The sequence below is a fragment of the Dehalobacter sp. DCM genome, assembly GCF_024972775.1.
In the GTDB taxonomy this organism is placed as follows: domain Bacteria; phylum Bacillota; class Desulfitobacteriia; order Desulfitobacteriales; family Syntrophobotulaceae; genus Dehalobacter.
Genome location: NZ_CP092282.1, coordinates 2,095,040 through 2,116,339, shown reverse-complemented (window position 1 = coordinate 2,116,339; position 21,300 = coordinate 2,095,040). Strand labels below are relative to the sequence as shown.

Genomic DNA, 21,300 nt, shown 5'->3' with positions numbered 1-21,300 from the left:
GTAATAATTTTGCATTATATTGAGCTTTCGCTTCTTGTCCTTAGTCAATAAAGCTGTCTTTGGCCAGGATACTTTTTTGTATCCTGGCAGCCAGACAGCTTTTATAGATGATTTCTACAGGATTATAGGGTTAAGACACGATTATATTGAACATTATGCCACTGTTTGAGGTTTTTCACTTTCGGCAATCTTTGGTGTTTTCACATCAAAAATAACTGCGATAATGCCCATGATGACTAATCCAATCGCACTGACTAAAAGTGCGGGTCTGCCAACACCATATCCGATGGCATTGAGGAACGGGTTCATAATAAACGGTGCTACAAATTGCCCCAATCCATTAAAGGATGTCATTAAAGCCATTGCCATTGCGGATACCGCAAACGGCACAATATCAGCAGACTTGGCAAAGAAATTGGAACCGGTATAGCCTAAAGCAACACCGATGATTGCCATGGCTACTAAACACATCGTGATGGTATGGCTGTAATAGAAAACGATGAAGCCGATAGCCAATACCCAGAAGCACATAAGCATCGAGGCTTTCCCGAGTGCCTTACGAAGGGGTCCATAGAAAAATCCGCCAAAGAAGGCAGTAAACGTCATCATTGAAAAGACGGTACCAATCTGCGCCCCTGTACCGAATCCTTCCCCTACGATGATCATCGCTGCATTGGAAACGATCGATGTAAAGAGCAGACACCATATGAAATTGACGATACAGTTTAGATACTGACTAGCCGGGACTTTGGATTTCTCTTGCGAGGTTCCTTTAACAATATCTTCTTTTTTAACCGGTTCAGGTAAGAATAAGATCGGAAAAGCGAAGAAAACGACAGCAGCGAAATAAGCCAAAAAGGTATAGTGCCAATCGATATCGGAAAGCGCTCCACCCAGCATCTGGAAGAATATCCCTCCGAGCATGCCGATTGCAAACGTCCAACCAATCAATTTTTGTCTTTCTCCGCCTTCAAAGAAGTCAACGACTAAGTCATTGGCCATCGGATAAAGCAACCCTACACCAACGCCAACCAGCGCGCGGAAAAACAAAATCGCATAAATATTATTCAAAAATGCCGGTGCAATCCCTCCAATAACAAATGTTATGCAGGCGATCCACATAATTGATCTTTTCTTCATTACCTTTGCCAGTGCGCCGTACAAGAGTCCAAAGATAACGATAGTTAAGGCTGGTAAGGTGGATACATTCTGGACAACCGTGGGACTTACATTGGGAAAAGCCGCATAGATTGCTCCTAAAGCAGGTGTCGCTGCGCCAGCCCCGCAATCCTGAAGTGCAAGAAAAAGAATCGCAATTTTTAACATCGGACCACTAACAGCTTTTTTCATAACGTCACTCCTCTTTCATAATATGGAATAGTACTCGTTTGGTATCCGTTTAACCTTAAAATGAGGTCTATCTCTTCCCTATACTACTTTTCGTCTTATCGCGTTTGCTACGATTGCTGAGTGCCTCGCAATCGTCCTCCTTTCTTTTTCCTCTACAGTTGTTCTTTACCGATACTTTGGAAATCTCAGCACCTATTGCTTAGCAAAACGCTCCAAAACAACTTCAATTCCATAAAGAGCTTGGTCAAAAAGAGTTATACAAGCCAACGTAAAGCCATTGCTGCAAGTTGTACTCCCTGGCACACGGACCATAATACAACGATCGCATCTTTATTGAGTTCTTTGTCCTCCGCATATTCAGCCAAATCAATCAATATATCCGCAACTGCGGTATTTCCATACTTCTTGCGAAGATTCTTCATGATATCCGCATTGAGACCAGATTTGACAATATCTTCTTTCCAAATATTCTCCAGATAGCCAATATGCGGTGTGATCAGCGTCTTAACATCATCAAGCTTCAGTCCGGCTTTCTTTACGGTTTTTTCCAAACTACCGGATAGAAATTTTTCCCCGCTAGCAACCACATCAAATAACGGATCATCCAAAACTAAATAGGCGCCACTCTGATCACCTTGACTCTCTATACCGGCTGCGACCGCAAGTTCCGGATTCATCAAAGGCCGAACGGATCCAAAATTAGCAATAAGGGTTCCACCTGGACGGGCTTTCACGGAATAGGTTTCAAAGTGATAAGAAAGGAATTCACACTTCAGTTTTTCTGCAGAAATAATGGCCGCAGCAGCTCCGTCACCATAGTTCTGAGCCAACGGGTCTGTCAAATCAACACCAAATTTATATTGTCCACCAATCTGTGCGGCTACGGTGATGATAAGAACCCTCCTGCACAAACCACTTTTTACAAAGTTCCAGGCAATATAGGCCGCATTTAAGGTACTTACATTATCATCGACAATATTGCGTACAATAATGTCTTTGCGGAACCCTAAGTTCAGATGAACAAAGGAACCCAGGAGCGGCATAAATTGTTTTCCGCCGGTTTGGGTAACAATGACAGCGTCTATATCCGAAGCGACTAGAGCGGATTTTTCCAATGCTTTTTTCCCTACTGCAATCGCCATCATCTCGGCAGCGCTGACATCGCGTAAACGCCTTACCTGGTCAGGCACATTTTTAAGCTTACCTTGGGCGGACAGCGACATTTTTTCAACAACGGGTTTTAAATATTCAAAATGTTTTTTTACATCAAGTATTTCATCCGGTAAATAATTTACGATGGTTTCGAATCCAACCTTCATTGATTTAGCCTCCCATGCGCTTTTATTACAAACTTAAATATTTGATTTTTTTTGTATTACGCCAACCACCGCAACAACAAACTAGCCAATGAAATACCTGAACCCGGAACCCAAAGCGCAACAATTGAGCCTTTTTTGATCAGACCTTCTTCCACAAATTCCAATAGATCCATGGGCAGATCCGTATGCCCGGTATTCCCTGTTTTAAGCCTTAGGTTTCTAAATGTTTCTGCTGGTAATCCTCTGTCCACTAAATCCTGGATCCAGGATGCTTCACAGTCACCCAGATGGTGGGTGATCACCATATCCAGATCCGAAATTTTTAATTTTTCTTCTGTTTTAGCGAATGTTTTCTCCAGGCTGTCCCCTAAATAATCCTTTTTACTTGCGATATGAATATAAGAAATATCGTTCATGCTGAAATAAGGCCCTAAACCTTCGGGCATCCCCGCAATTTCTGCAAGTTCCGGATTCTCAAGAGGCCGGATATCCCCGCGTGCCGAGCGGTAAGCTCTGCCATCCGTTTCACAATAATAAGATAAGAATTCACATTTCAGATTTTGGGAAGAAACAATGGCAGCCGCAGCACCATCGCCAAATATCGGCGCAATCGGATCTGTCAAATCCGTAGTTCCACCGTTTTTTCCACCGGCCAGCGCTGCCGAAGCAACGATCAATACGCGTTTAGCAGTACCACTGCTTACTAAATTCCAGGCAATTTGGCACGCGTCCAGAAAACTGGCACAACAGTCTGCAATATTCATCATGGGTGTGTCCAGATCAAAGCCAAGTTCCTTATGCAGACTCCCTGCCGCTCCAAGTATAAAGTCAATATCCGTTGCTTTTAAGCCACTGCGTTCCATTGCCTCTTTGGCGACAGCAATGGCCATCAATTCAGCCCTATCGCCTTCATGACCTTTATACTTCCTGACTTCTTCCGGCACGATAGAAAATTGTTCCTGTAAAAACGGAGGTAATTTTGCGAGTGCCGGCTGTAAATAATTAAAATGTTCTTTGGTCAGGACCTCTTCCGGAATATGGCGTACGATCGTTTCAAATCCTACTTTCATCATAGAACCTCCAGTTTATATAATTGGTAGTCCTGCTTTGACACGTTTCCCCATCGAATCGACTGTCATCATCGCGTCACAGAGCATCTCAGCTGTAACCGGAAATGAATGGTGATGGGAATTCCGGTCAGGAAGTGCCGCTTCATCCGCTGCTTTCATTAATTTTTCCCTGCTGATGCCATCGCTGTTTAAATCACCTAACGTGATCGGGAGACCAACTTTATGACAAAAATCAAATACTTGCTGGAGCGTCTCTTTGGGACGTCCCTCCAGTACTAATTGCGTCAAGGTACAAAAAGCAACTTTCTCCCCATGCATAAAGGAGTGCATTTCTTCAATATGGGTAAGCCCTTCCGATAGAGCATGAGCAGAAGCAACCCCACCGCTTTCAAAACCCGCCCCACTTAAGATGGTATTTGCTTCAACTACCTTTTCCAACGCTGGTGTCACAACTTTGTTTTCGCAAGCAATTTTGGCTTGAAGTCCATATTCCATCAAAATATCAAAACAGAGACGGGCTAAGGCCAGCGCTGCTGCAGATATTCGTCCCCCGGACATGTTCAGCGTTGCCGATTGATTGCAGGCATCCGCCTCAAACCAGGTTGCCAGAGCATCACCCATTCCTGAAACCAAAAATCGCAAAGGCGCTTTGGCAATGATCGAAGTATCCACCAATACGAGGTTGGGATTCGCAGCCAGCCTCATCAGTCTGTTAAATGTCCCGTCTTCATTGTAAATGACCGCAAGTGCACTACAGGGTGCATCGGTAGAAGCCGTTGTGGGTACAACAATGATGGGAAGCTTAAGATTTGCCGCTGCGGCTTTCATCGCATCAATCGCTTTCCCACCACCGGTTGCAATCATGATATTGCAGTGGTTCTCCTTGGCAACGGTCATCAATCTGTCTATTTCCGCATCGCTCGTTTCGCCTCTGAAAACTTCCTCAACCTGAAAAATATTATTCTTTTTAAAACTTTTTTCCCGACCTTCTCTGGTTGCACCTAAACCAAATTCACAACCAACGACTAAAGCTCTGTCTCCCATTTGGTAAATATGGTCCCCTATTTCATGTATAGCGTCTCGCCCTTGGACATAGCGACTCGGAGCAATGAAAACAGAAGTGTGCTTTCCCATACGATCCCCTCCAATTATAGATTTTGATGCAACCCCAAAGTATATGTTTTTATCATAGGTATTTTCTGAAGGATAAGCCTGTTAAAAGCATCTTCAGATTTCCCTGTTTCTATCGTTTATTTTTAAAGTATACGACGAGGCCAAAATGAAAACAGCAGTCAAACCGGGCGAATAATTTATCAACTTTTCGACCAGTATGTCAATTTGATTTGATAGCCACCTGTTCGACTTAAAAAGTTGGTCATTATTATGATTAAGCTAGAAGGTAATAATCCAAAATATCACCTTCTAGCCATCAGATCCGAAAGACATTTCTGTCTTATTTATTTGTATTGATCCAAACGCCGCCGTCGACAATGACAGATGTTCCCGTAACCCAAGAGGATTCATCTGAAGCTAAATAGACTGCTGCATAAGCAATATCATCAGGTCTGCCTTCTCTTCCAAGCGGAACAAGTTCTTTTACCATTTCTTCAACTATTTCGGGATGATTGCGAATTTCCTCCGGTGTCATATTGGTTCCGACTGGTCCAGGACAAATACAATTAACTCTGATATTATTCGATGCTACTTCTTTCGCAATGTCCTGGCTCATCATCGTTACACCAGCTTTGGTTGCCGCATATACTGCAGTTCGCGTTTCCGCTTTATACGCAGAAATCGATGCCACATTCACGATTGAGCCTTTATTTTGTTTCATCATGATCGGAAGGATTTCCTGCATCGTCCAAATATACCCTCTTAAATTCGTCTCGGTGATTGCAATGTAGTCGTCTTCAGTAATCTCAATAAACGGTTTAATTCTGACTATACCAGCGCAATTCATTAAAACATCAATCCGGCCGTATTTGTCCATTCCTGCCTTCACAGCATCTTTTATGTCCTGCCGGTTTCTGACGTTGCATTTGACAAATATGGCATCGCCGCCGGCATCATTGATAGCTTTAGCGGTTTCCTCTCCCCACGCTTCATTAAAGTCTGCACAGATAACTTTTGCACCTTCCCGGGCAAACATCTTTGCAGAACCTCGTCCAATCCCTGAGCCAGCACCTGTGATAAATGCAATCTTGCCTTCCAGTCTACTCATTTCGGATCCTCCTCTTTATTATTCAGAATAGCGCGTCTGTTCAATTATTGAGTATATAGTATACCCATTGTAAAAACACCCGCAAAACTGGACAGACAATTTTCATAAAATTCGTCTAGTTTTATCTATCTACTACACGTCTTCTAGTGTTCATCTGACGAACCCTCAGTCAAACGGAGAATAATTAGCGCCAGCCGCATATTAAAGCTATCCTTGGAATCCCTAAGGTCAAGACCGGTGATCTCCTCGATCAGGTTTAGACGGTACTTTAACCCACTCACCGAAAGATTCAAGGCTCTGGCTGCCGAAAGGACATTGCCGCATTGATTTAACAGTTCTTCCAGAGTGGGAATCAATTTTGTTTGATATTTTTCATCGTGTTCGACTAAAGATCCAATCTGTTGGCGGGCAAAATGCTGCATGTCTTCTGGATTTAACGAACTGAAAAGCAGCGCATGCGTGCCCAGTTGTTCAAGTGAAACCGCTTTTCCTTTTTTATTAAGGTTTTTACAAATATCTACAGCCTTCTTGGCCGAATAAAGCGATTTCTTATAATCCTCTAGCTTTAAACACAGACTTCCAACCCCAATCGTCATATTGATTTTAGGAAAATCTTTGCTAACCCGATGGATGATCTGTTCAGCCAGTTCCCTGGTATCTTTTTCCGGGACCTCCGGATCTTTCAATGGAATAAGCAGAATTAAATCGTTGCTTTTGCCGAGAACAACTACTTTTCCTAATTCCTTAAGTGATATACGGACACAATCGGCTAATTTGTCCTTAAACTGCATAATCTTTTTTTCATCCTGTTTATAACAGCGGACCAATTCGTTGAAATTATGCACCCCAAGATACAACACGCGGTGCGGCGCTGTGATATCATAATCCAGAGCTCGCGCCCTACTGATAATCGAGTTACTGTCAGTATAATTACCCGCAAGCAGGTCCTCCAGAAAATCCCCCCGAATGCGGTTTTCCGTATCTGCAATCTCGTTTTCTTTCAAAAGTTCTACTGCGACAACACTGGCCGCATGTTCCAGCCCGATCCGGTCTATCTCTGCAAATGTTGCATTTACCCGCAGGAGCGAAACATAACCCAACAATTGGCTGCGAACAATAATCGGGCATATCAGACGGTGGACAGGAACATCCTGATAATGATCAACGATTTCAAATGTTCTGGTCCGCCTCTTAAAGAATGTGATATTCTTGTTGAATTCCGGACTGGATTGCAGTGTATAGAATCTGGACGGCAGTTCCGACGTATATTTGGATGAGACACTCGTTGCTAATAGAGTCAGAAGATGGTCTTCTACAATAACATCGCATTTCATAAGTTCTGCCAGATTCTCGGCAATTTCGGCAACTCCCTTGCCTTTCAGAATACATTCAGTCAAGCGCTCATGGATGCTTACACTTCGCTCCAGGATTGTGTTTTGGGCGGTTATTCTGCGATGGGCTTCTTCCAATTCCACACTGATTTTATCCATCTCATAATACGCAAGTTCAGATTGAATTTCATCGCCCCAATCTTCTACTGTTTTACCAATGTTCGTGCAAAAGGGATCTCCTTTGCCAACACATTCGATTTCTTTAAAAATGACTCTTTTGCCAAGATACGCCGAATTATACCCGCTCGCAAAGCCCGTTAGCATCCAACAAACCGGTTCATGGTGTAATCCCATATGCAGGATATGCTGTTCGGCTTCGACCGAATTTCGCCAGATTGCGTTGCGGAACCATATCCCTGTTTTAGGATCAAAATCTTCTTCATTCGGCTGAGTTGAGACAAACCCGGTCAGTCTGTGCATGATTGGCCCCGTAAAAGTCCATTCTAATTCATTGTCCCATTCAAATTTATCTTTTAAATTCATCGCAAATTGATAGCCACAAGACCAACCATATCGGACAAGAAAGCCTTTAGCCCGATCAATTCCTAAGTTCTCAATTAAATCTTTACGCAATTTACCAAAGGCATAAGCATCAAACAGGGTCACACGGGAGCCTGCCAAAAATATCTTTCCTTGTTCCGGCATAATTTGGATGAGTTCTTCTAACCGCAAATCCACTGCGCGCATTTTATCACTCCTTAGCAATCCAATAAACCTTGAACTGTCATGCCATCTACCCAATTAAACTCTTGGTTATTGACAAATATCATATGATTCTCCTTATATTCACTTACTAACCTCAAAATTTTTTATATACAAACCTAATTAGTGCAAAATATATGCCAAGTTTGATTTTAAGCCAAAAGCCTGATACTTCCGTCTTTCAATAAAATTCCATCAAATTATTTTATCTTCTTTTAAGACAGCTTACACAAATTTATTGAAATTCATTTAGGTTTAATAAGGGTAATAACAGTGAGTAAGGTGCTTTCTTAATTTGCAAGAGAATATCGTTTTAAGATTGCGAAACGTGATAGATAATGTAAAGCACCATGAGCGTATAAATTTATACTCCATGATGCTAACATTATTTAGAAATAAAATCTTATACCTTTACCATGCTCTGTTACTTATGGCTAACAAGCCTTTAGTAGCTGCTCCAGAATTTCACCGGAGTCATCTTGAGTCTCAGGTCGCACTGCAGGCAGCGCTGTGCCTCTCCCCCTGCCTCTCCGGCACTCAGGCTATCAACGACCCGGCAAAAGTTTTTGACCCTTGCCTCTGCCGGCAGACATTTTTCTTCAACCCGGGGCAGTTCCGCAAAGCCCTTGATCATGCCGATCCGCTTTTCCGGATCACTCGCTGGAGCAAGTTTATCATCGATCTTGCCGCGTCCGCCCAGGAATTTATCCATAGCTGCAGCGACTTTCCTTGCATTGGCAATTGCTTTAATTACAGAATCGGTACCGGTAACGGCATCTGCCGCCGCAAATACTTCTTCTCTGTTCGTTGTCATCGTATAGGAATCAACTTCGATGAGTCCACTGTCGGTTTTATTGATGCCAAAACCCTCCGGGATAATCGGTCTTTGACCAACGGCAAAAATGACGGTGTCAGCTTCAATCACATGTTCGGAATCTTCTACCGTTTCTAATTGCAGTCTCTTGTCCTCATCAAAACAGAAGGAGGCGACATTCAGGAATTCCACACCAGTAACTTTTCCGTCTTCCCGCACGATTTTCTTAAATGTCCGGGACGGAAATAGTCTAATTCCTTCTTCTTCGCCTTGTTCGATCTCGTCAGCAGATGCCGGCATATTCTCCCTGCTCTCGAGGCAAGCCATCATGACTTCTTCTGCGCCGAGCCTGCGGGCAACGCGCGCGCAGTCAAACGCGACATTCCCACCGCCAAGGACTATGACTTTTTTCCCAACTGTAACTTCTTCACCGAGACTGACCGCCCTAAGAAACTCGGTATTAACCAATACGCCTTCGCCGTTTGCTCCCGGTATCCGTAATTTCATGCCGTTATGGGCACCGACTGCAACAAGTACCGCTTCATAGCCTTCATCCAGGAGGTCGTCGATCGATTCGATCCGGGTATTTGTTCTGACCTCAACACCCATATCCACAATAGCCTGCACTTCATCAGCAATAATATTCCTGGGCAGACGGTATTCGGGGATCCCGTACCGCAGCATACCGCCCGCTTCCGGCAGGGCTTCAAAGACGGTTACCGAATGTCCCTGAATTGTGAGATAGTAAGCTGCCGTCAGACCGGCCGGACCTGCCCCGATCACAGCGACTTTTTTATCGGTTGCAGATTTTTTCTTCACGTTTTGGAGCCATAATTTTTCTGTATCGTTTTCGGCAGCGAAGCGTTTCAGGCGACAAATCGAAATGGGCTCATTGACCTGCCCTCTGCGACATTCGCTTTCACAGGGATGGTTGCACACATAACCGAGTACTTGGGGGAACGGGACCTTTTCGCGAATGACGGCTGTGGCCGCCGGGTAATTCTCTTCGCGAATAAAACGCAGATAGCGCGGGATATCAATTTCAGCGGGACAAGTATTGCTGCAGGGCAGCAGCGCTGCTTTGCGGGTCTTGCCCTTACCGAATTCATCTCGGTCCATAATCGCGCCTGTCGGGCAGACTTCAGCACAAGCACCGCAGAAACGACAGCCGGCTTCCGCCAGGGATGTATCCTTATCAGGATCGGGGCCAATGCCGATATATATCTCTTCATGGTTATATTTATAGAAGAGTACGCCGACCCCGCGGAGCTCATGACAGGCCCGGACACAGCGGCCGCAAAGGATACATTTATTAGGTTCATGGAAGAAAATCGGATTGGTGTCATTCGCGCCAAAGAGTCGGGAGCGCCGCTTCACACTGAGATGGTCTTCAACAAGGTACTGTTTTAACGCTTGGAGTTCACAGTTCAGATATTTGATGCAGGTTCCGCAGTCAGCCTGGTGTCCGGAAAGCATGAGTTCCATCGCCAGCCGGCGTGTGTCGTCAATTTCCCCGCCCTTTGTCCTGACGACCATCCCATCTTCCGCCAACGTTGTACAGGATGTCTGCAGACCGTCCATTCCGTCGATTTCAACAACACACAGGCGGCAGGCGCCGATCGGATGCAAGTCCGCATGATGGCAAAGATGCGGAATGTAGATCCCGCCAGATAGTGATGCTTCCAGGACGCTCTTGCCTTGCTCTATTTCCAATTCTTTTCCGTCAATGGCTATTTTGATCGTGCTCACAGTCTACGCCTCCTTCCCGCCCTGTGCATAAGGGCATTTCTTCTGTTTGATATGCGCATCATACTCCGCTGGAAACAGCTGCAGGCTGCTTAAAACGGGATTGGCTGCCGTGGTGCCAAAGCTGCAAACGCAGCCGGTGCGCATCCTTCCGCCGATTTCCCGGAGCAGATCCAGATCCTTGGCTGTTCCTTCAGCTTTAGCGATATCGTCGAGCATATGGGATAGATGCAGTGTCCCTTCACGGCAATAAACACACTTGCCGCAGGTCTGACTGTGCAGAAATGCCATTTGTTTTTGCGTCATCTCCACAGCGCATACATTATCCGCCACAACGTCGATCAAGCTGAATCCCATCAAAGCGCCAACTTCTTGCGTTGTTTCATAGGATACTGTTTTCGCCAGATCATCCGCGCTGAGATAAACGCTGGTGGGGCCGCCGTACTGGACAGCTTTGATTTTGGCATCGTTGATTATGCCCCCGCCGATCTCCCGGATCACCGTCTCGAGCGGTGTCCCAAACGGAACTTCTACCGTATAGGAATGATCCACATCGCCTGTCAGGGTGACAATCTTGGTTCCCACACTCTCTTCTGTGCCAATACCCTCAAGGACTTCAGCTCCTACTTGAAGAACCGCACTGACATTCGCCAGGGTTTCGATCTGATTAATCATCGCGGGTTTATCCCCCAGCATTGGCTTGTTATTATCACTGGTCCGCAGGAATGGGATTGCCTGACGGCCTTCAAGAAAGCGGATCAGGGCTGTTTTTTCACAAGCAGTCGTTGAAACAGGTATTTCTTTGATGATGATATCACAACTAAAACCGGATCCAAGGATATCAGTACCGATCAGGTTGTATTCCTTCATATCAGCCAACACCTTATTCAGCGTTTTCACGAGCGTATTGTATCCAGCCGGAATCGCCATAATGGCCTGCGCCGCTCCCACCGTATAAGCCGCGATGAGTAATCCCTCCAAAACGGCATGCGGGTCGCCTTCCAACAGAATCCGAGCAGTCCGCGCCTGCAGATCGTTATCCAGAGCATTGCAAATCACAACTTTTGCGCTGCCTTCAGCTTCTCTGAAAACATGCCACTGGGTCATTAATGGGCACCCATGTCCGAAACGTTCCCGCAGACCCGTTTGGGCCATTAGTTTGATGATGTCAGCCGGTGTCATGGTCAATGCTTTGGCCAGCCCGGTATAGCCGCCATAACCGGCGATATAATGGCTGATGCTTTCCGGGTCGACCTGCCCACAGCGGTTCAAAACGACTCGTTTCTGCCGTTTAAAAAGCGGCAGCGAGGATGCGGACGGTATTCCTATAAAACCGTCTACCGCAGTAGTCCCTAAGGCCAGGTCGGCTCTGGGGTCGCCGTTTTCAAGGTAACTCTGGATAAGCAAAAGAGCAGCATCCTCCGTGATGTTTGCATAACAGACAGTTGGATTACCCGGTTTATCAATCATTATTATCGGTTCCAGATCATAAAAACCGGTTGACCCAGTCCGAATGACACCTATTCCCCCGTTGTCTTTTGCGGCATATTCTTTGAAAACCCTGAAGCAGGCCTCCGCGGCAGTATTACCGCTTAGGGCAGAGACCCTGATTCGGATGCTTTGGCTGTCCAGCAGATCGGAACATGCGCTTTCAGCCCGGACACGCAGCTGCGTTTCGTTCATTGCCTTGTCCCCTTTCACATTACACAGGCGGCAAGCACATTCATGACGTACTTGCCGTATCAGGAATTATCTCAATTGAGTCATATCACAAAAAAGCGTTTGAATAGTTCTGCTATTTTCCAATGTATTTCAGGGCATTTTTACCGGCGATCCTGCCGGAATTCAAAGCAAAGGACGAAGCAAGACCGGACGAAGAGGCAATGCAGTAACTGTCCCCGTACATACCGGAAGCATCAAAACCACCCGCGTACAGACCCCCAATAACCTTCTCCTTTTTATCCAGCACTTCGGTGTTGTAATTGATCTTTAGACCTCCCTGAGTCCCCAAGAAAACGGTACGGCATCTTCCCGCGTAAAAACGAGGTCCAATCAGCGGACGGAGGTATTTCTGCTCCTTGGCAAATAAATCATCGTGCCCTTTCGCACAGTAACGGTTGTACTCATCGACGGTCGCCTGCAGCACCTCCGGATCGACACCGATTTTCACAGCAAGCTCCTCAACAGAGTCGGCTGAAAAAAATTCCGTTTGCTCTCTGCCTTCAGCAGCGGCTATTTCCTTTTCCAGGTTGACTAAGCGTGTTCCCGGCGGATTCTCCATCCCGACGTTTTTATCAACGCCCTTTTCGATCAGGATCTGCTTGATGGAATCATCGAACAACCGCCAGGTATAGCCTTCTTTATGTTTGGCATTGGCATTGCCCAGCGGGCTGTCATGGAACGCAATCGTTTCATCACAAAAACGTTCGCCCTTTGGGTCTACCCATAGATCAGGCTGCGCACAAGCCAGTTCGAGTGCATTTTTCATATCAAAACCCGGTCCGCCGGGGCCGGCGGCATATAGTTCCAGCAAACCCATGTTGTCCGTTGCGGCACCGATTTCCATGGCGATGCGGATCCCATCTCCCATTTTATCCGTGCTGCCGACGGCAACGACATTGACATCCAGGTCGAATCCGGTGTATTTTTTGATCCACTCTTTATTGTTGGCAAACCCGCCGGTTCCAATCACAACTGCTTTGGCTTCGACTTCGATTTCCTCGTCGTTTTCTTCATAAATAACGCCGCAGACGTTATTCCCGTCCTTGAGCAATCCGGTGACCGGTGTGCCGACCCGGATATCAATACCCTGTTCCTTGGCCCGCATAGTTAGAACTTTTACTAACGCTGCGCCGTAACCCTTAACATGGTGATACGTCATCGGGGAATCAATCATATTGATCGTCGCTTCGACGAATTCGACACCTTCTTTGATCAGCCAGGAGATCGTTTCGGACGATTCATTGACAATATTTCTTACCAAACGGGGATTGGCGCGCCAGTGGCTGAAATCCATAATGGCGTGGAAAGCTTCGTCCCTAGAGTAGGTGATGTATTTTGGACGCTGCAGTTCGCTTTCAACTGCAAAGGTACCTTCAAAAAAGTTAGAAGTTCCACCTGTCGATTTTTGCTTTTCAAATAAGATAACTTTTGCTCCGCCTTCGGCAGCTGTCAATGCAGCAGCCAACCCGGTAGCACCTGACCCGACCACGACAACATCTGCTTGGTTTTGACCCATGTTTATATTGCCTCCCTTGAGTTCTTTAATCGACTATATTATAGCTGTAAATTCTGATTTCGAGTAACATCGAAAAACGATAATCTTATAAGAAAAACTTATGAATAAAGTAGGGGTAAACTGTACCCCTACTTTTGATTGTCTAACGAAAACCACCTGCTATGCAGGTGGTTCCAAAAAGCTTTAGCTATGCGTAGAAAAACTACCTCCAATTTTGATATGATAGTGCAGGTTTGGCAGCCGCACAAAAATAGGAGGTAGTAATCCAAATGGATACGGAAAGTTTATCACACACGCAGTGGAATTGTAAATATCATATCGTGTTCGCACCAAAGTACAGACGACAGTTGATTTATGGGAAAATCAAAGCGGACATAGGAAAGATCATCAGGAAGCTATGTGAATTTAAGAAGGTAGAAATAATCGAAGCAAACATGTCCAGACCACATATACATGCTGGTATCGATTCCACCGAAAATGAGTGTGTCGAGCTTCGTAGGTTATCTCAAGGGGAAAAGTTCGCTAATGATCTTCGACAGGCACGCGAACCTGAAATATAAATACGGGAACAGACATTTTTGGTGTCGAGGATATTATGTGGATACTGTGGGACGCAACAAGAAGGTAATTGAACAGTATATCAAAAACCAGCTTCAAGAGGACATAGCATCCGATCAAATTAGCCTGAAAGAATTTATAGACCCATTCACAGGTGAGCCAGTAGACAAAACTAAAAAGAAATAATAGTACCCCTTTAGGGGTGGTTTGAAAAAATGTGCGGCTGAAGGACCATTCAACGAGCCTTGAGACTCTGCCAAGTAAAAACCCCTTATAGGGCTAGAGCAAACCACCCGCTGAGCGGGTGGTGGTGATTAAGATTGTAACAAATATAGAAATCCCTGCTTCGGGATGCGATACAGGCATCAAGGAAATCCGGCAGGCTGCACTCAAAATATCAAACTGTTTCATTATAGGCAAATCTTTTGGCGACTTCAATAAATGCCTTTAATCCTTCGTTTTTATTGTCTTTGCGCCAAGCCATTTCGATTGTGATCATGTGGGTGGTGCCCTCTATTTCCAGAAAAGCCAGCTTGTCGTTGGCTTTATTACGCCAGGTATTCGGCACAAAGCAAACGCCCCGGTTCAGCTCGACCAGAAGCATCAGCATATCAAATGTCGGGACGAGCTCGACGATATTGGGTTCATAGCCGTCTTTCCGGCAGTACTGTAGCATGGTTTTATAATTGTTCGGACCGGCCTCCTGACTGAGCATGATGATCTTTTCATTAGCGACTTCAATAGCCGGGATCTTCCCTAATCTGGCTTTGGGGTGGTTCCTGCTCACCGCTAAAATGATCTTATCAAGGTATAGAGTCAATTTTCTGATATCCTGCAGGTTCCATATTTCGCTTTCCGGGAAAAAGGCAACATCACAGGTCCCGTTATTGACCTTTTCCAGTAGGATGCTGAAATTTTGTTCGTCAAACCGAATATCGGCATTCGGGTATTCCTGTAGATAACTGTCTGCAATCGTTCGCAGAATATCTAATTCAATCGGATCCGAGTACCCGCAGGTAAAGCTACTGCATGAACCCTGCGCGATCTTACGGGTTTGCAGGACAGCATATTCCAGCTTTTCAACGATTACAACAGCTTCCTTCAGAAAAAAGCTTCCGGCGTTTGTCAGTTTGACTTTGTTCGTACTGCGTTCGAATAAAATGACCCCCAACTCTTCTTCCAGCAAAGCAATTTGCTGGCTCATCGCCGTCTGGGATATATAGTGCCTTCTGGCAGCCCGGGTAAAGTTCAATGTTTCAGCGACAGAAATAAAGTACCTGATCTTTCGGATATCCATATCTTGCACTTTCTTTCAACGAAATTTTTCTTTTTCAATTATAAACAATCTTATACCAAATTGCCATGAGGAATCTGGAACAGTAACTTATTATTACAAAAGTACCTGTAAATCGCATCGTATTGGTTATCTTTCATTGGACAATAATAAGGCCAGCATTAACTTCCTCAGAATAGAAATATCCCACTGGTAAGTTAGCTCATCTAAAATCAGGTAATATATGTCCGAATTTAATGACACAACGTTATCAATGTGCATAATGCGATATCTTATCTACTTTTTTTCTGTTAAAATGTCAGTTAAAAAGATAGAAGCTATTATTTTATTATTATTTCTAACCAGAGAGGTATTTTTATGACTAACTTTGAAGAAGGAATACTGTATGAAGAATACGAAGTTGTAGAAATTACACGAGAACATGATTCAATTACTATGAATACGAAAAATAGAAAAGTAGCTGTTGAGATCTCACTTAAAATTATTGTGAACAACCTTGAACTTGTTTCCCTGCTTTGTATGAATGTTTTCCAGTCCGTCCTGGAATTGCGACGCGAACTCTGGGTAGAGCTTAATCAGTCTTTCGACTGTTCAACGCTCCTACGCACAGATTTCTCCATACGTAGGCATCCTAGCTACAGGGCGTCTTGGCACTTACCTTGACTGGACTCTCACCAGATAGATAATGCGTGCTTAGCTGGGCACGCTATATATGAAAAGAGAGCTAAAATAGCTCTCTTAGTTTGTTCTTACTTATATAGTTTATAAGTTCTGGTCGGAGCGACAAGACTTGAACTTGCGGCCTCTACCACCCCAAGGTAGCGCTCTAGCCAAACTGAGCTACGCCCCGACTAAAATATGCTTCTCTCGAAGCACTAATACAATTTACCATAATAGGGGCGAAAAATCAAGCAGTATGCAATGCCAAAAATGAATTTATCGTTTTGAATTCATCATTTTATCATTTTCCTAGAATATTTAGTTTTTTTTGGGGTATTCTATATAAGGTTAATAAAAAGGGAACCGTTAATGCACGGCTCCCTCTGTATAAAAACTCTACATTTCCAAGGAACAGTTAGCGGCTTCCAAAGCTTTCAAACGTTTTCTTTACCATATATCCACCTACGGAACCGTTTTGTCTGGATGTTGTGTCAGGTCCTAAGCTTACACCCATAGCACTAGCTGCTTGACCCTTATCTATCGGAAGTCTATATTTTGCCATTTCTTATTTCCCTCCTTTCATTTTGGAATGTATTAGTATTATTTACAATCTTCCTTATAATACTCAGGGATTTTTTACTAATTAAGACAATGTGATTTTTTTGATTAATAAAGTTGCAATCATAAATTTAATTAGACAAAAACCACCGTACATTTTTGTTCAGTGGTTTTTTAACTCCAACCTAATATTTTGTTAAAACAATTCAACTCTTGGCGATGAGTTCGATTTTCTTTACTCCGTCCAGTTCTCCTAAATTTGCCACCAGGCTCTCTACCGTTTCCTCCATCTTTTCTGTTTCTATGGATATGGAGACGTTAGCGATACCCTGCAGCGGAATGCCCTGGTTGATGGTGATGATGTTCCCGGAAACCGAAGCGACATAGTTCAGAACATTGGATAGAATACCGGCTTTATCCATCAGCAATAAGGACAGAGTGATCATCTTTTCTTTGCTTGCTTCATAAAAAGGAAAGACGCCGTCTTTATATTTATAAAATGCACTGCGGCTGATTTCTACCCTTTCACAGGCTTCATTGACGGTCAATACATCAAACTTGGCCAAGAGTTCTTTCGCCTGAGCTGTTTTCGTAATCGCCTCAGGAAGAATCTCCTTACTTACCAACAGAAAATCTTTTTTCTGTTTACTCACAAAACCAGCTCCCTCAAAAATTCATATTACGAAATAGGTTTACTTTGAATCTCATTATATCTGTGCATAATACTTTACTTATTATAAACATGGAAAGGGGCAATTGACAACAGGAAAAGGAAAGCTTGCGCCTGCGCTTTCCTTTTCCTGTTATAATCGATATTTTTACAAGAAAGCTGTTTTGAAGATCAGATGATGATGCAGATAAGTCCTCCATGTCCTTCGTTCACAATGCGCTGCAGTGTATCCTGAAGCTTGATTTGGACATTATCCGGCATTTTATACAGTTTGTTCTGGATGCCTTCTCTGACCAAATCATGCAGGGATTTACCAAAAATATTGGAGCCCCATACCTTCTTCGGATCGGATTCGAACTCATCCAGGATATATTTAACGAGTTCTTCTGCCTGCTTCTCTGTCCCAATAAGCGGTGTAATTTCCGTCGTTACATCGGCTCTCAGAATGTGCAGTGACGGTGCGCTCGCTTTCAGCTTGATCCCGTAATGTCCGCCGGATTTGACCAGTTCAGGCTCTTCCAGGAACATTTCATCGAGCTGCGGGGTCACAACACCATAGCCGTTTACTTTGACTTCCTCAAAGGCTTTGGACAGTTTATCCCATTCCTTCTTCGCTTTGCTGTAATCCAGGATCATCCGCAGGAGCGTATGATCGCCCTCAATATTGATGCCAGTCAGCTGTTCGAGGACCTTCTTGAAGAGATCCTGCTCCGTGCTGATTTCTATTTCAGCCCTGCCTGTTCCCAAATCAGTCTCCTTCAAAACGACATCTTTGGAATGCGGACACTGTGTCAATATTTCCAGAGCGCTGTCAATATCACGGATGCGTTTGATATCACTAACCGCGCGTTGGATGACTTCTTCAAAGCTCGCCCGGATCGGATGCGACAGTTCGAGTTCTTCCACCCATTTCGGCAGCTCAATATTGACTTCAGCCACCGGAAATTCAAAGAGAATCTCCTCAAGTATCTGCGATATGTCGTTCATGTTCATTTCCATGCAATCAACCGGGATGACCGGCACCTGATATTCGTCTCCTAATGACCGGCTGAGTTCCATGGTATTTTCTGCATAGGGCCGTGTCGTGTTCAGCAGGATGACAAATGGTTTACCGATTTCCTTCAGTTCGGAAACCACACGCTGCTCGGCTTCAATGTAGTTTTCTCTGGCAATATCCGAGATGGAACCATCGGTAGTGACCACAATTCCCAACGTTGAGTGGTCCGTAATCACTTTCCGGGTCCCGATTTCTGCTGCTTCCTCAAACGGAATGGGCTCATCGTTCCAAGGGGTATGGACCATGCGCGGCTCATCCTCGTCTTCGCCTTCATAACCCAGAGCACCGTTAACAGAGTAACCCACACAATCCACCAGGCGAACGTTCATATGGATCGTATCTTTCAAAACGACTTCAACGGCTTCCGACGGAATAAACTTGGGTTCCGTTGTCGTTATTCTGCGGCCGGCACCGCTTTGCGGAAGCTCATCCCGAGCTCTTTCCCGTTCAAAAACATTGGAGATATTCGGCAACACCAGAAGTTCCATAAAGCGTTTGATAAATGTAGATTTTCCTGTCCTTACGGGACCGACCACACCGAAGTAGATATCCCCTCCTGTCCGTTCAGCAATGTCGCTGAAAATGTCATAGTTTTGCATACAACTATTCCCTCCCTTTTAGTGTGCTGTCCTTGAGTAAGGACCATCAATCTACTTTTTCCGTTGCTTGTCATCATCTATAACGATTAAGAACAGGACTAGCACCTTAAGCATTATATTTATATTTGCTAAATTAGTAATTTATGCCTCAATTTTTTGCCGTTTTTCCTGGAAAAGACTGCATTGTTAGTATGTATGCTCGTGTTATCCTAAATATGTGTTATTACATACACTAAACAATCCTCTGGACTATTTTTGCTGCGAAAACGGGTGAGCGGAGTATTTGTGTGAGTCAACAAATCCCCAGCAAAAAAAAGAACGCCTCAGTTATGAAGCGCCCTTCTGGGGCAGGCAGACAGTTTATAGTCAGACGATCAATAATCGAATGATCAAAATCCTAAAATCCCTGAGTCTTCTGTTTCATGTTTCTTACCCCGCATCATCAGGTTCTCCAGGGCTTCGCTCGGGCTCAGGCCTTCATATAGGACTTTATAGGCCTGTTCCGTAATCGGCATGGATATATCTAATTCCTTGCTCAATTTATAAGCAACTGTCGTCGCCTTGACACCTTCGACAACCATCCCGACCTCCCGCAATACCTCATCCAGCGGTTTGCCGGTACCTAAGGCTCTGCCGGCGCGCAGGTTCCGACTGTGCAAGCTCGTACAGGTAACAATCAGGTCCCCGATACCGGCCAATCCGTAAAAAGTCTCCGGTTTGCCGCCCATAGCGACGCCTAAACGAGTCATTTCAGCTAGACCGCGTGTCATCAACGCCGCTTTGGTATTATCTTTTGGATTCATTCCATCCAGAATTCCTGTACACAGCGCAATAATATTTTTCAGCGCACCGCCCATTTCAACACCGATAATATCCTGATTCGTGTAGACTCTGAATTTTGAAGTCATGACCAAATCCTGAACCGCCTCGGCTACCTTGATATCTTTTGCGGCAACAACCACCGCCGTCACAACATCTCTGCCAACTTCTTCCGCATGACTCGGACCGGAAAGCACCGCGATGGGATGGTTTGGAAGCTCTTCCTCCAGCACTTGTGAAAGCCGTAAACCCGTCTTTTCTTCAAGTCCTTTCCCCGTATTAATGATAATACATCCCGGTCTTAGGTAAGGCTTCATCAGCTGGGCACACTCCCTGACCGCATGGGAAGGAACACTTAAGAAAACGGCCTCGGCATCCAGTTCCTTCAGATCCGTTGTCGGTGTGATTTCATCAGGCAGAAATACCCCGGGAAGATATTGGACATTCTCTTTTTTTCGTTTCATTAAATCAATCTCATCGGCAAAGATACCAATCAGGGATACGTTATGACCGGCTCTGACCAACAGCGTGGCGATGGCGGTCCCCCAGCTTCCGGATCCAAATACAGCAATCTTTTTCATTTTGTTATCTCCCCCTACTTTTTCCCAAATTTAGCTTCAGTCCCTTTGATCAGACGTTTGATATTGGACTGATGGAGTATGATTATACCCGTCGCGCCAACCACGGCGAGTACTTTATACGGAAGGTCGACATCAAATATAAAAACTGAGATGGCTACGGATATCGCCGACGTTATCGAAGCCAGCGATATGTATCGGCTGATCAATGCAACCAGAACAAATACGACAATGAGAACAATCGTTACTTTCGGTATAAGGAAAATAATAATTCCCAAACCACACGCCGCACCTTTACCGGTTCGTTTAAAACCAAAAAACGGATTAAAGCTATGACCCACCATCGCCAGTATACCGCCGATGATCCCGCCCCAAGGCCCAAATACCTGGTAACAAATCAATGCAGCGAGTCCGCCCTTGAGTGCATCCATAACCAGGACAATGATGCCCCACACCGGTCCAAGAACCCGGAAGGAATTGGTTGCCCCCATGTTCCCGCTGCCATGCTTGCGGACATCGATATGTTTAAGCTTTCCTGCCAGAAAAGCGGAAGGGATAGTCCCAAGTAAATATGCCAGTACAAATAGAAGGTAGTTCATACGTGTCTCTGCTCCCCATTACTTTCTTTAAAACAACGCTACCTGTTGATGATACAT

16 protein-coding genes, 1 tRNA gene and 1 pseudogene are annotated in these 21,300 nt (G+C 44.8%); 1 reads left to right on the top strand and 17 read right to left on the bottom strand.

What is annotated here, in order from left to right:
* Positions 1–153: 153 nt before the first annotated feature.
* The 9 genes from LPY66_RS09870 to LPY66_RS09830 all read right to left on the bottom strand — a co-directional run bounded on the left by LPY66_RS09870 (position 154) and on the right by LPY66_RS09830 (position 13,851).
* Positions 154–1,350 (bottom strand): MFS transporter, encoded by a 1,197-nt coding sequence (locus LPY66_RS09870; protein WP_337987898.1) that lies wholly within the window; start codon positions 1,348–1,350, stop codon positions 154–156.
* Between the two features lie 254 nt (positions 1,351–1,604).
* Positions 1,605–2,669, bottom strand: a complete 1,065-nt coding sequence (locus LPY66_RS09865) for a 3-oxoacyl-[acyl-carrier-protein] synthase III C-terminal domain-containing protein (RefSeq protein ID WP_337987897.1) — start codon at positions 2,667–2,669, stop codon at positions 1,605–1,607.
* A 56-nt stretch (positions 2,670–2,725) separates the two neighbouring features.
* Positions 2,726–3,742 (bottom strand): 3-oxoacyl-ACP synthase III family protein, encoded by a 1,017-nt coding sequence (locus LPY66_RS09860; protein WP_337987896.1) that lies wholly within the window; start codon positions 3,740–3,742, stop codon positions 2,726–2,728.
* 12 nt (positions 3,743–3,754) lie between these two features.
* Positions 3,755–4,873 (bottom strand): glycerol dehydrogenase, encoded by a 1,119-nt coding sequence (locus LPY66_RS09855; protein ID WP_337987895.1) that lies wholly within the window; start codon positions 4,871–4,873, stop codon positions 3,755–3,757.
* Between the two features lie 319 nt (positions 4,874–5,192).
* Positions 5,193–5,960: an SDR family NAD(P)-dependent oxidoreductase gene (locus LPY66_RS09850; protein WP_337987894.1), complete on the bottom strand. Its 768-nt coding sequence runs from the start codon at positions 5,958–5,960 to the stop codon at positions 5,193–5,195.
* Between the two features lie 143 nt (positions 5,961–6,103).
* Positions 6,104–8,038, bottom strand: a complete 1,935-nt coding sequence (locus tag LPY66_RS09845; RefSeq protein WP_337987893.1) for a XylR N-terminal domain-containing protein — start codon at positions 8,036–8,038, stop codon at positions 6,104–6,106.
* A gap of 460 nt (positions 8,039–8,498) precedes the next feature.
* On the bottom strand, positions 8,499–10,616 hold the full coding sequence (locus LPY66_RS09840) for an FAD-dependent oxidoreductase (protein ID WP_337987892.1): 2,118 nt from the start codon (positions 10,614–10,616) through the stop codon (positions 8,499–8,501).
* A 3-nt stretch (positions 10,617–10,619) separates the two neighbouring features.
* Entirely contained in the window at positions 10,620–12,296 is a 1,677-nt protein-coding gene (locus tag LPY66_RS09835) for an NADH-ubiquinone oxidoreductase-F iron-sulfur binding region domain-containing protein (RefSeq protein WP_337987891.1), read from the bottom strand.
* A gap of 112 nt (positions 12,297–12,408) precedes the next feature.
* Positions 12,409–13,851: an FAD-dependent oxidoreductase gene (locus LPY66_RS09830; RefSeq protein WP_337987890.1), complete on the bottom strand. Its 1,443-nt coding sequence runs from the start codon at positions 13,849–13,851 to the stop codon at positions 12,409–12,411.
* A 269-nt stretch (positions 13,852–14,120) separates the two neighbouring features.
* On the opposite strand from LPY66_RS09830, the pseudogene tnpA reads away from it, so the two are divergent.
* Positions 14,121–14,442 (top strand): annotated as a pseudogene (gene tnpA / locus LPY66_RS09825) (IS200/IS605 family transposase); the annotation flags it as partial.
* Between the two features lie 246 nt (positions 14,443–14,688).
* Here the strand turns inward: tnpA and LPY66_RS09820 are convergent.
* The 8 genes from LPY66_RS09820 to plsY form a co-directional block, all read right to left on the bottom strand.
* On the bottom strand, positions 14,689–14,820 hold the full coding sequence (locus LPY66_RS09820) for a hypothetical protein (RefSeq protein ID WP_337987889.1): 132 nt from the start codon (positions 14,818–14,820) through the stop codon (positions 14,689–14,691).
* On the bottom strand, positions 14,807–15,706 hold the full coding sequence (locus tag LPY66_RS09815) for a LysR family transcriptional regulator (protein ID WP_337987888.1): 900 nt from the start codon (positions 15,704–15,706) through the stop codon (positions 14,807–14,809). The genes LPY66_RS09820 and LPY66_RS09815 overlap by 14 nt, the downstream gene beginning before the upstream one ends.
* Positions 15,707–16,475: 769 nt before the next feature.
* A tRNA-Pro gene (locus tag LPY66_RS09810) sits at positions 16,476–16,553 on the bottom strand.
* A gap of 225 nt (positions 16,554–16,778) precedes the next feature.
* Positions 16,779–16,925 (bottom strand): small, acid-soluble spore protein, alpha/beta type, encoded by a 147-nt coding sequence (locus LPY66_RS09805; RefSeq protein ID WP_337987887.1) that lies wholly within the window; start codon positions 16,923–16,925, stop codon positions 16,779–16,781.
* A gap of 202 nt (positions 16,926–17,127) precedes the next feature.
* On the bottom strand, positions 17,128–17,574 hold the full coding sequence (locus LPY66_RS09800) for an ACT domain-containing protein (protein WP_337987886.1): 447 nt from the start codon (positions 17,572–17,574) through the stop codon (positions 17,128–17,130).
* A gap of 188 nt (positions 17,575–17,762) precedes the next feature.
* Positions 17,763–19,247 carry a stage IV sporulation protein A gene (gene spoIVA / locus LPY66_RS09795; RefSeq protein ID WP_337987885.1) on the bottom strand — a complete coding sequence of 495 codons (1,485 nt, stop codon included), beginning with the start codon at positions 19,245–19,247 and terminating at the stop codon, positions 17,763–17,765.
* 389 nt (positions 19,248–19,636) lie between these two features.
* Positions 19,637–20,647 carry an NAD(P)H-dependent glycerol-3-phosphate dehydrogenase gene (locus LPY66_RS09790; protein ID WP_337987884.1) on the bottom strand — a complete coding sequence of 337 codons (1,011 nt, stop codon included), beginning with the start codon at positions 20,645–20,647 and terminating at the stop codon, positions 19,637–19,639.
* A 14-nt stretch (positions 20,648–20,661) separates the two neighbouring features.
* The gene (gene plsY, locus LPY66_RS09785; RefSeq protein ID WP_337987883.1) at positions 20,662–21,243 is read right to left on the bottom strand and encodes a glycerol-3-phosphate 1-O-acyltransferase PlsY; all 582 of its coding nucleotides are present in this window, start codon (positions 21,241–21,243) and stop codon (positions 20,662–20,664) included.
* Positions 21,244–21,300: the final 57 nt, after the last annotated feature.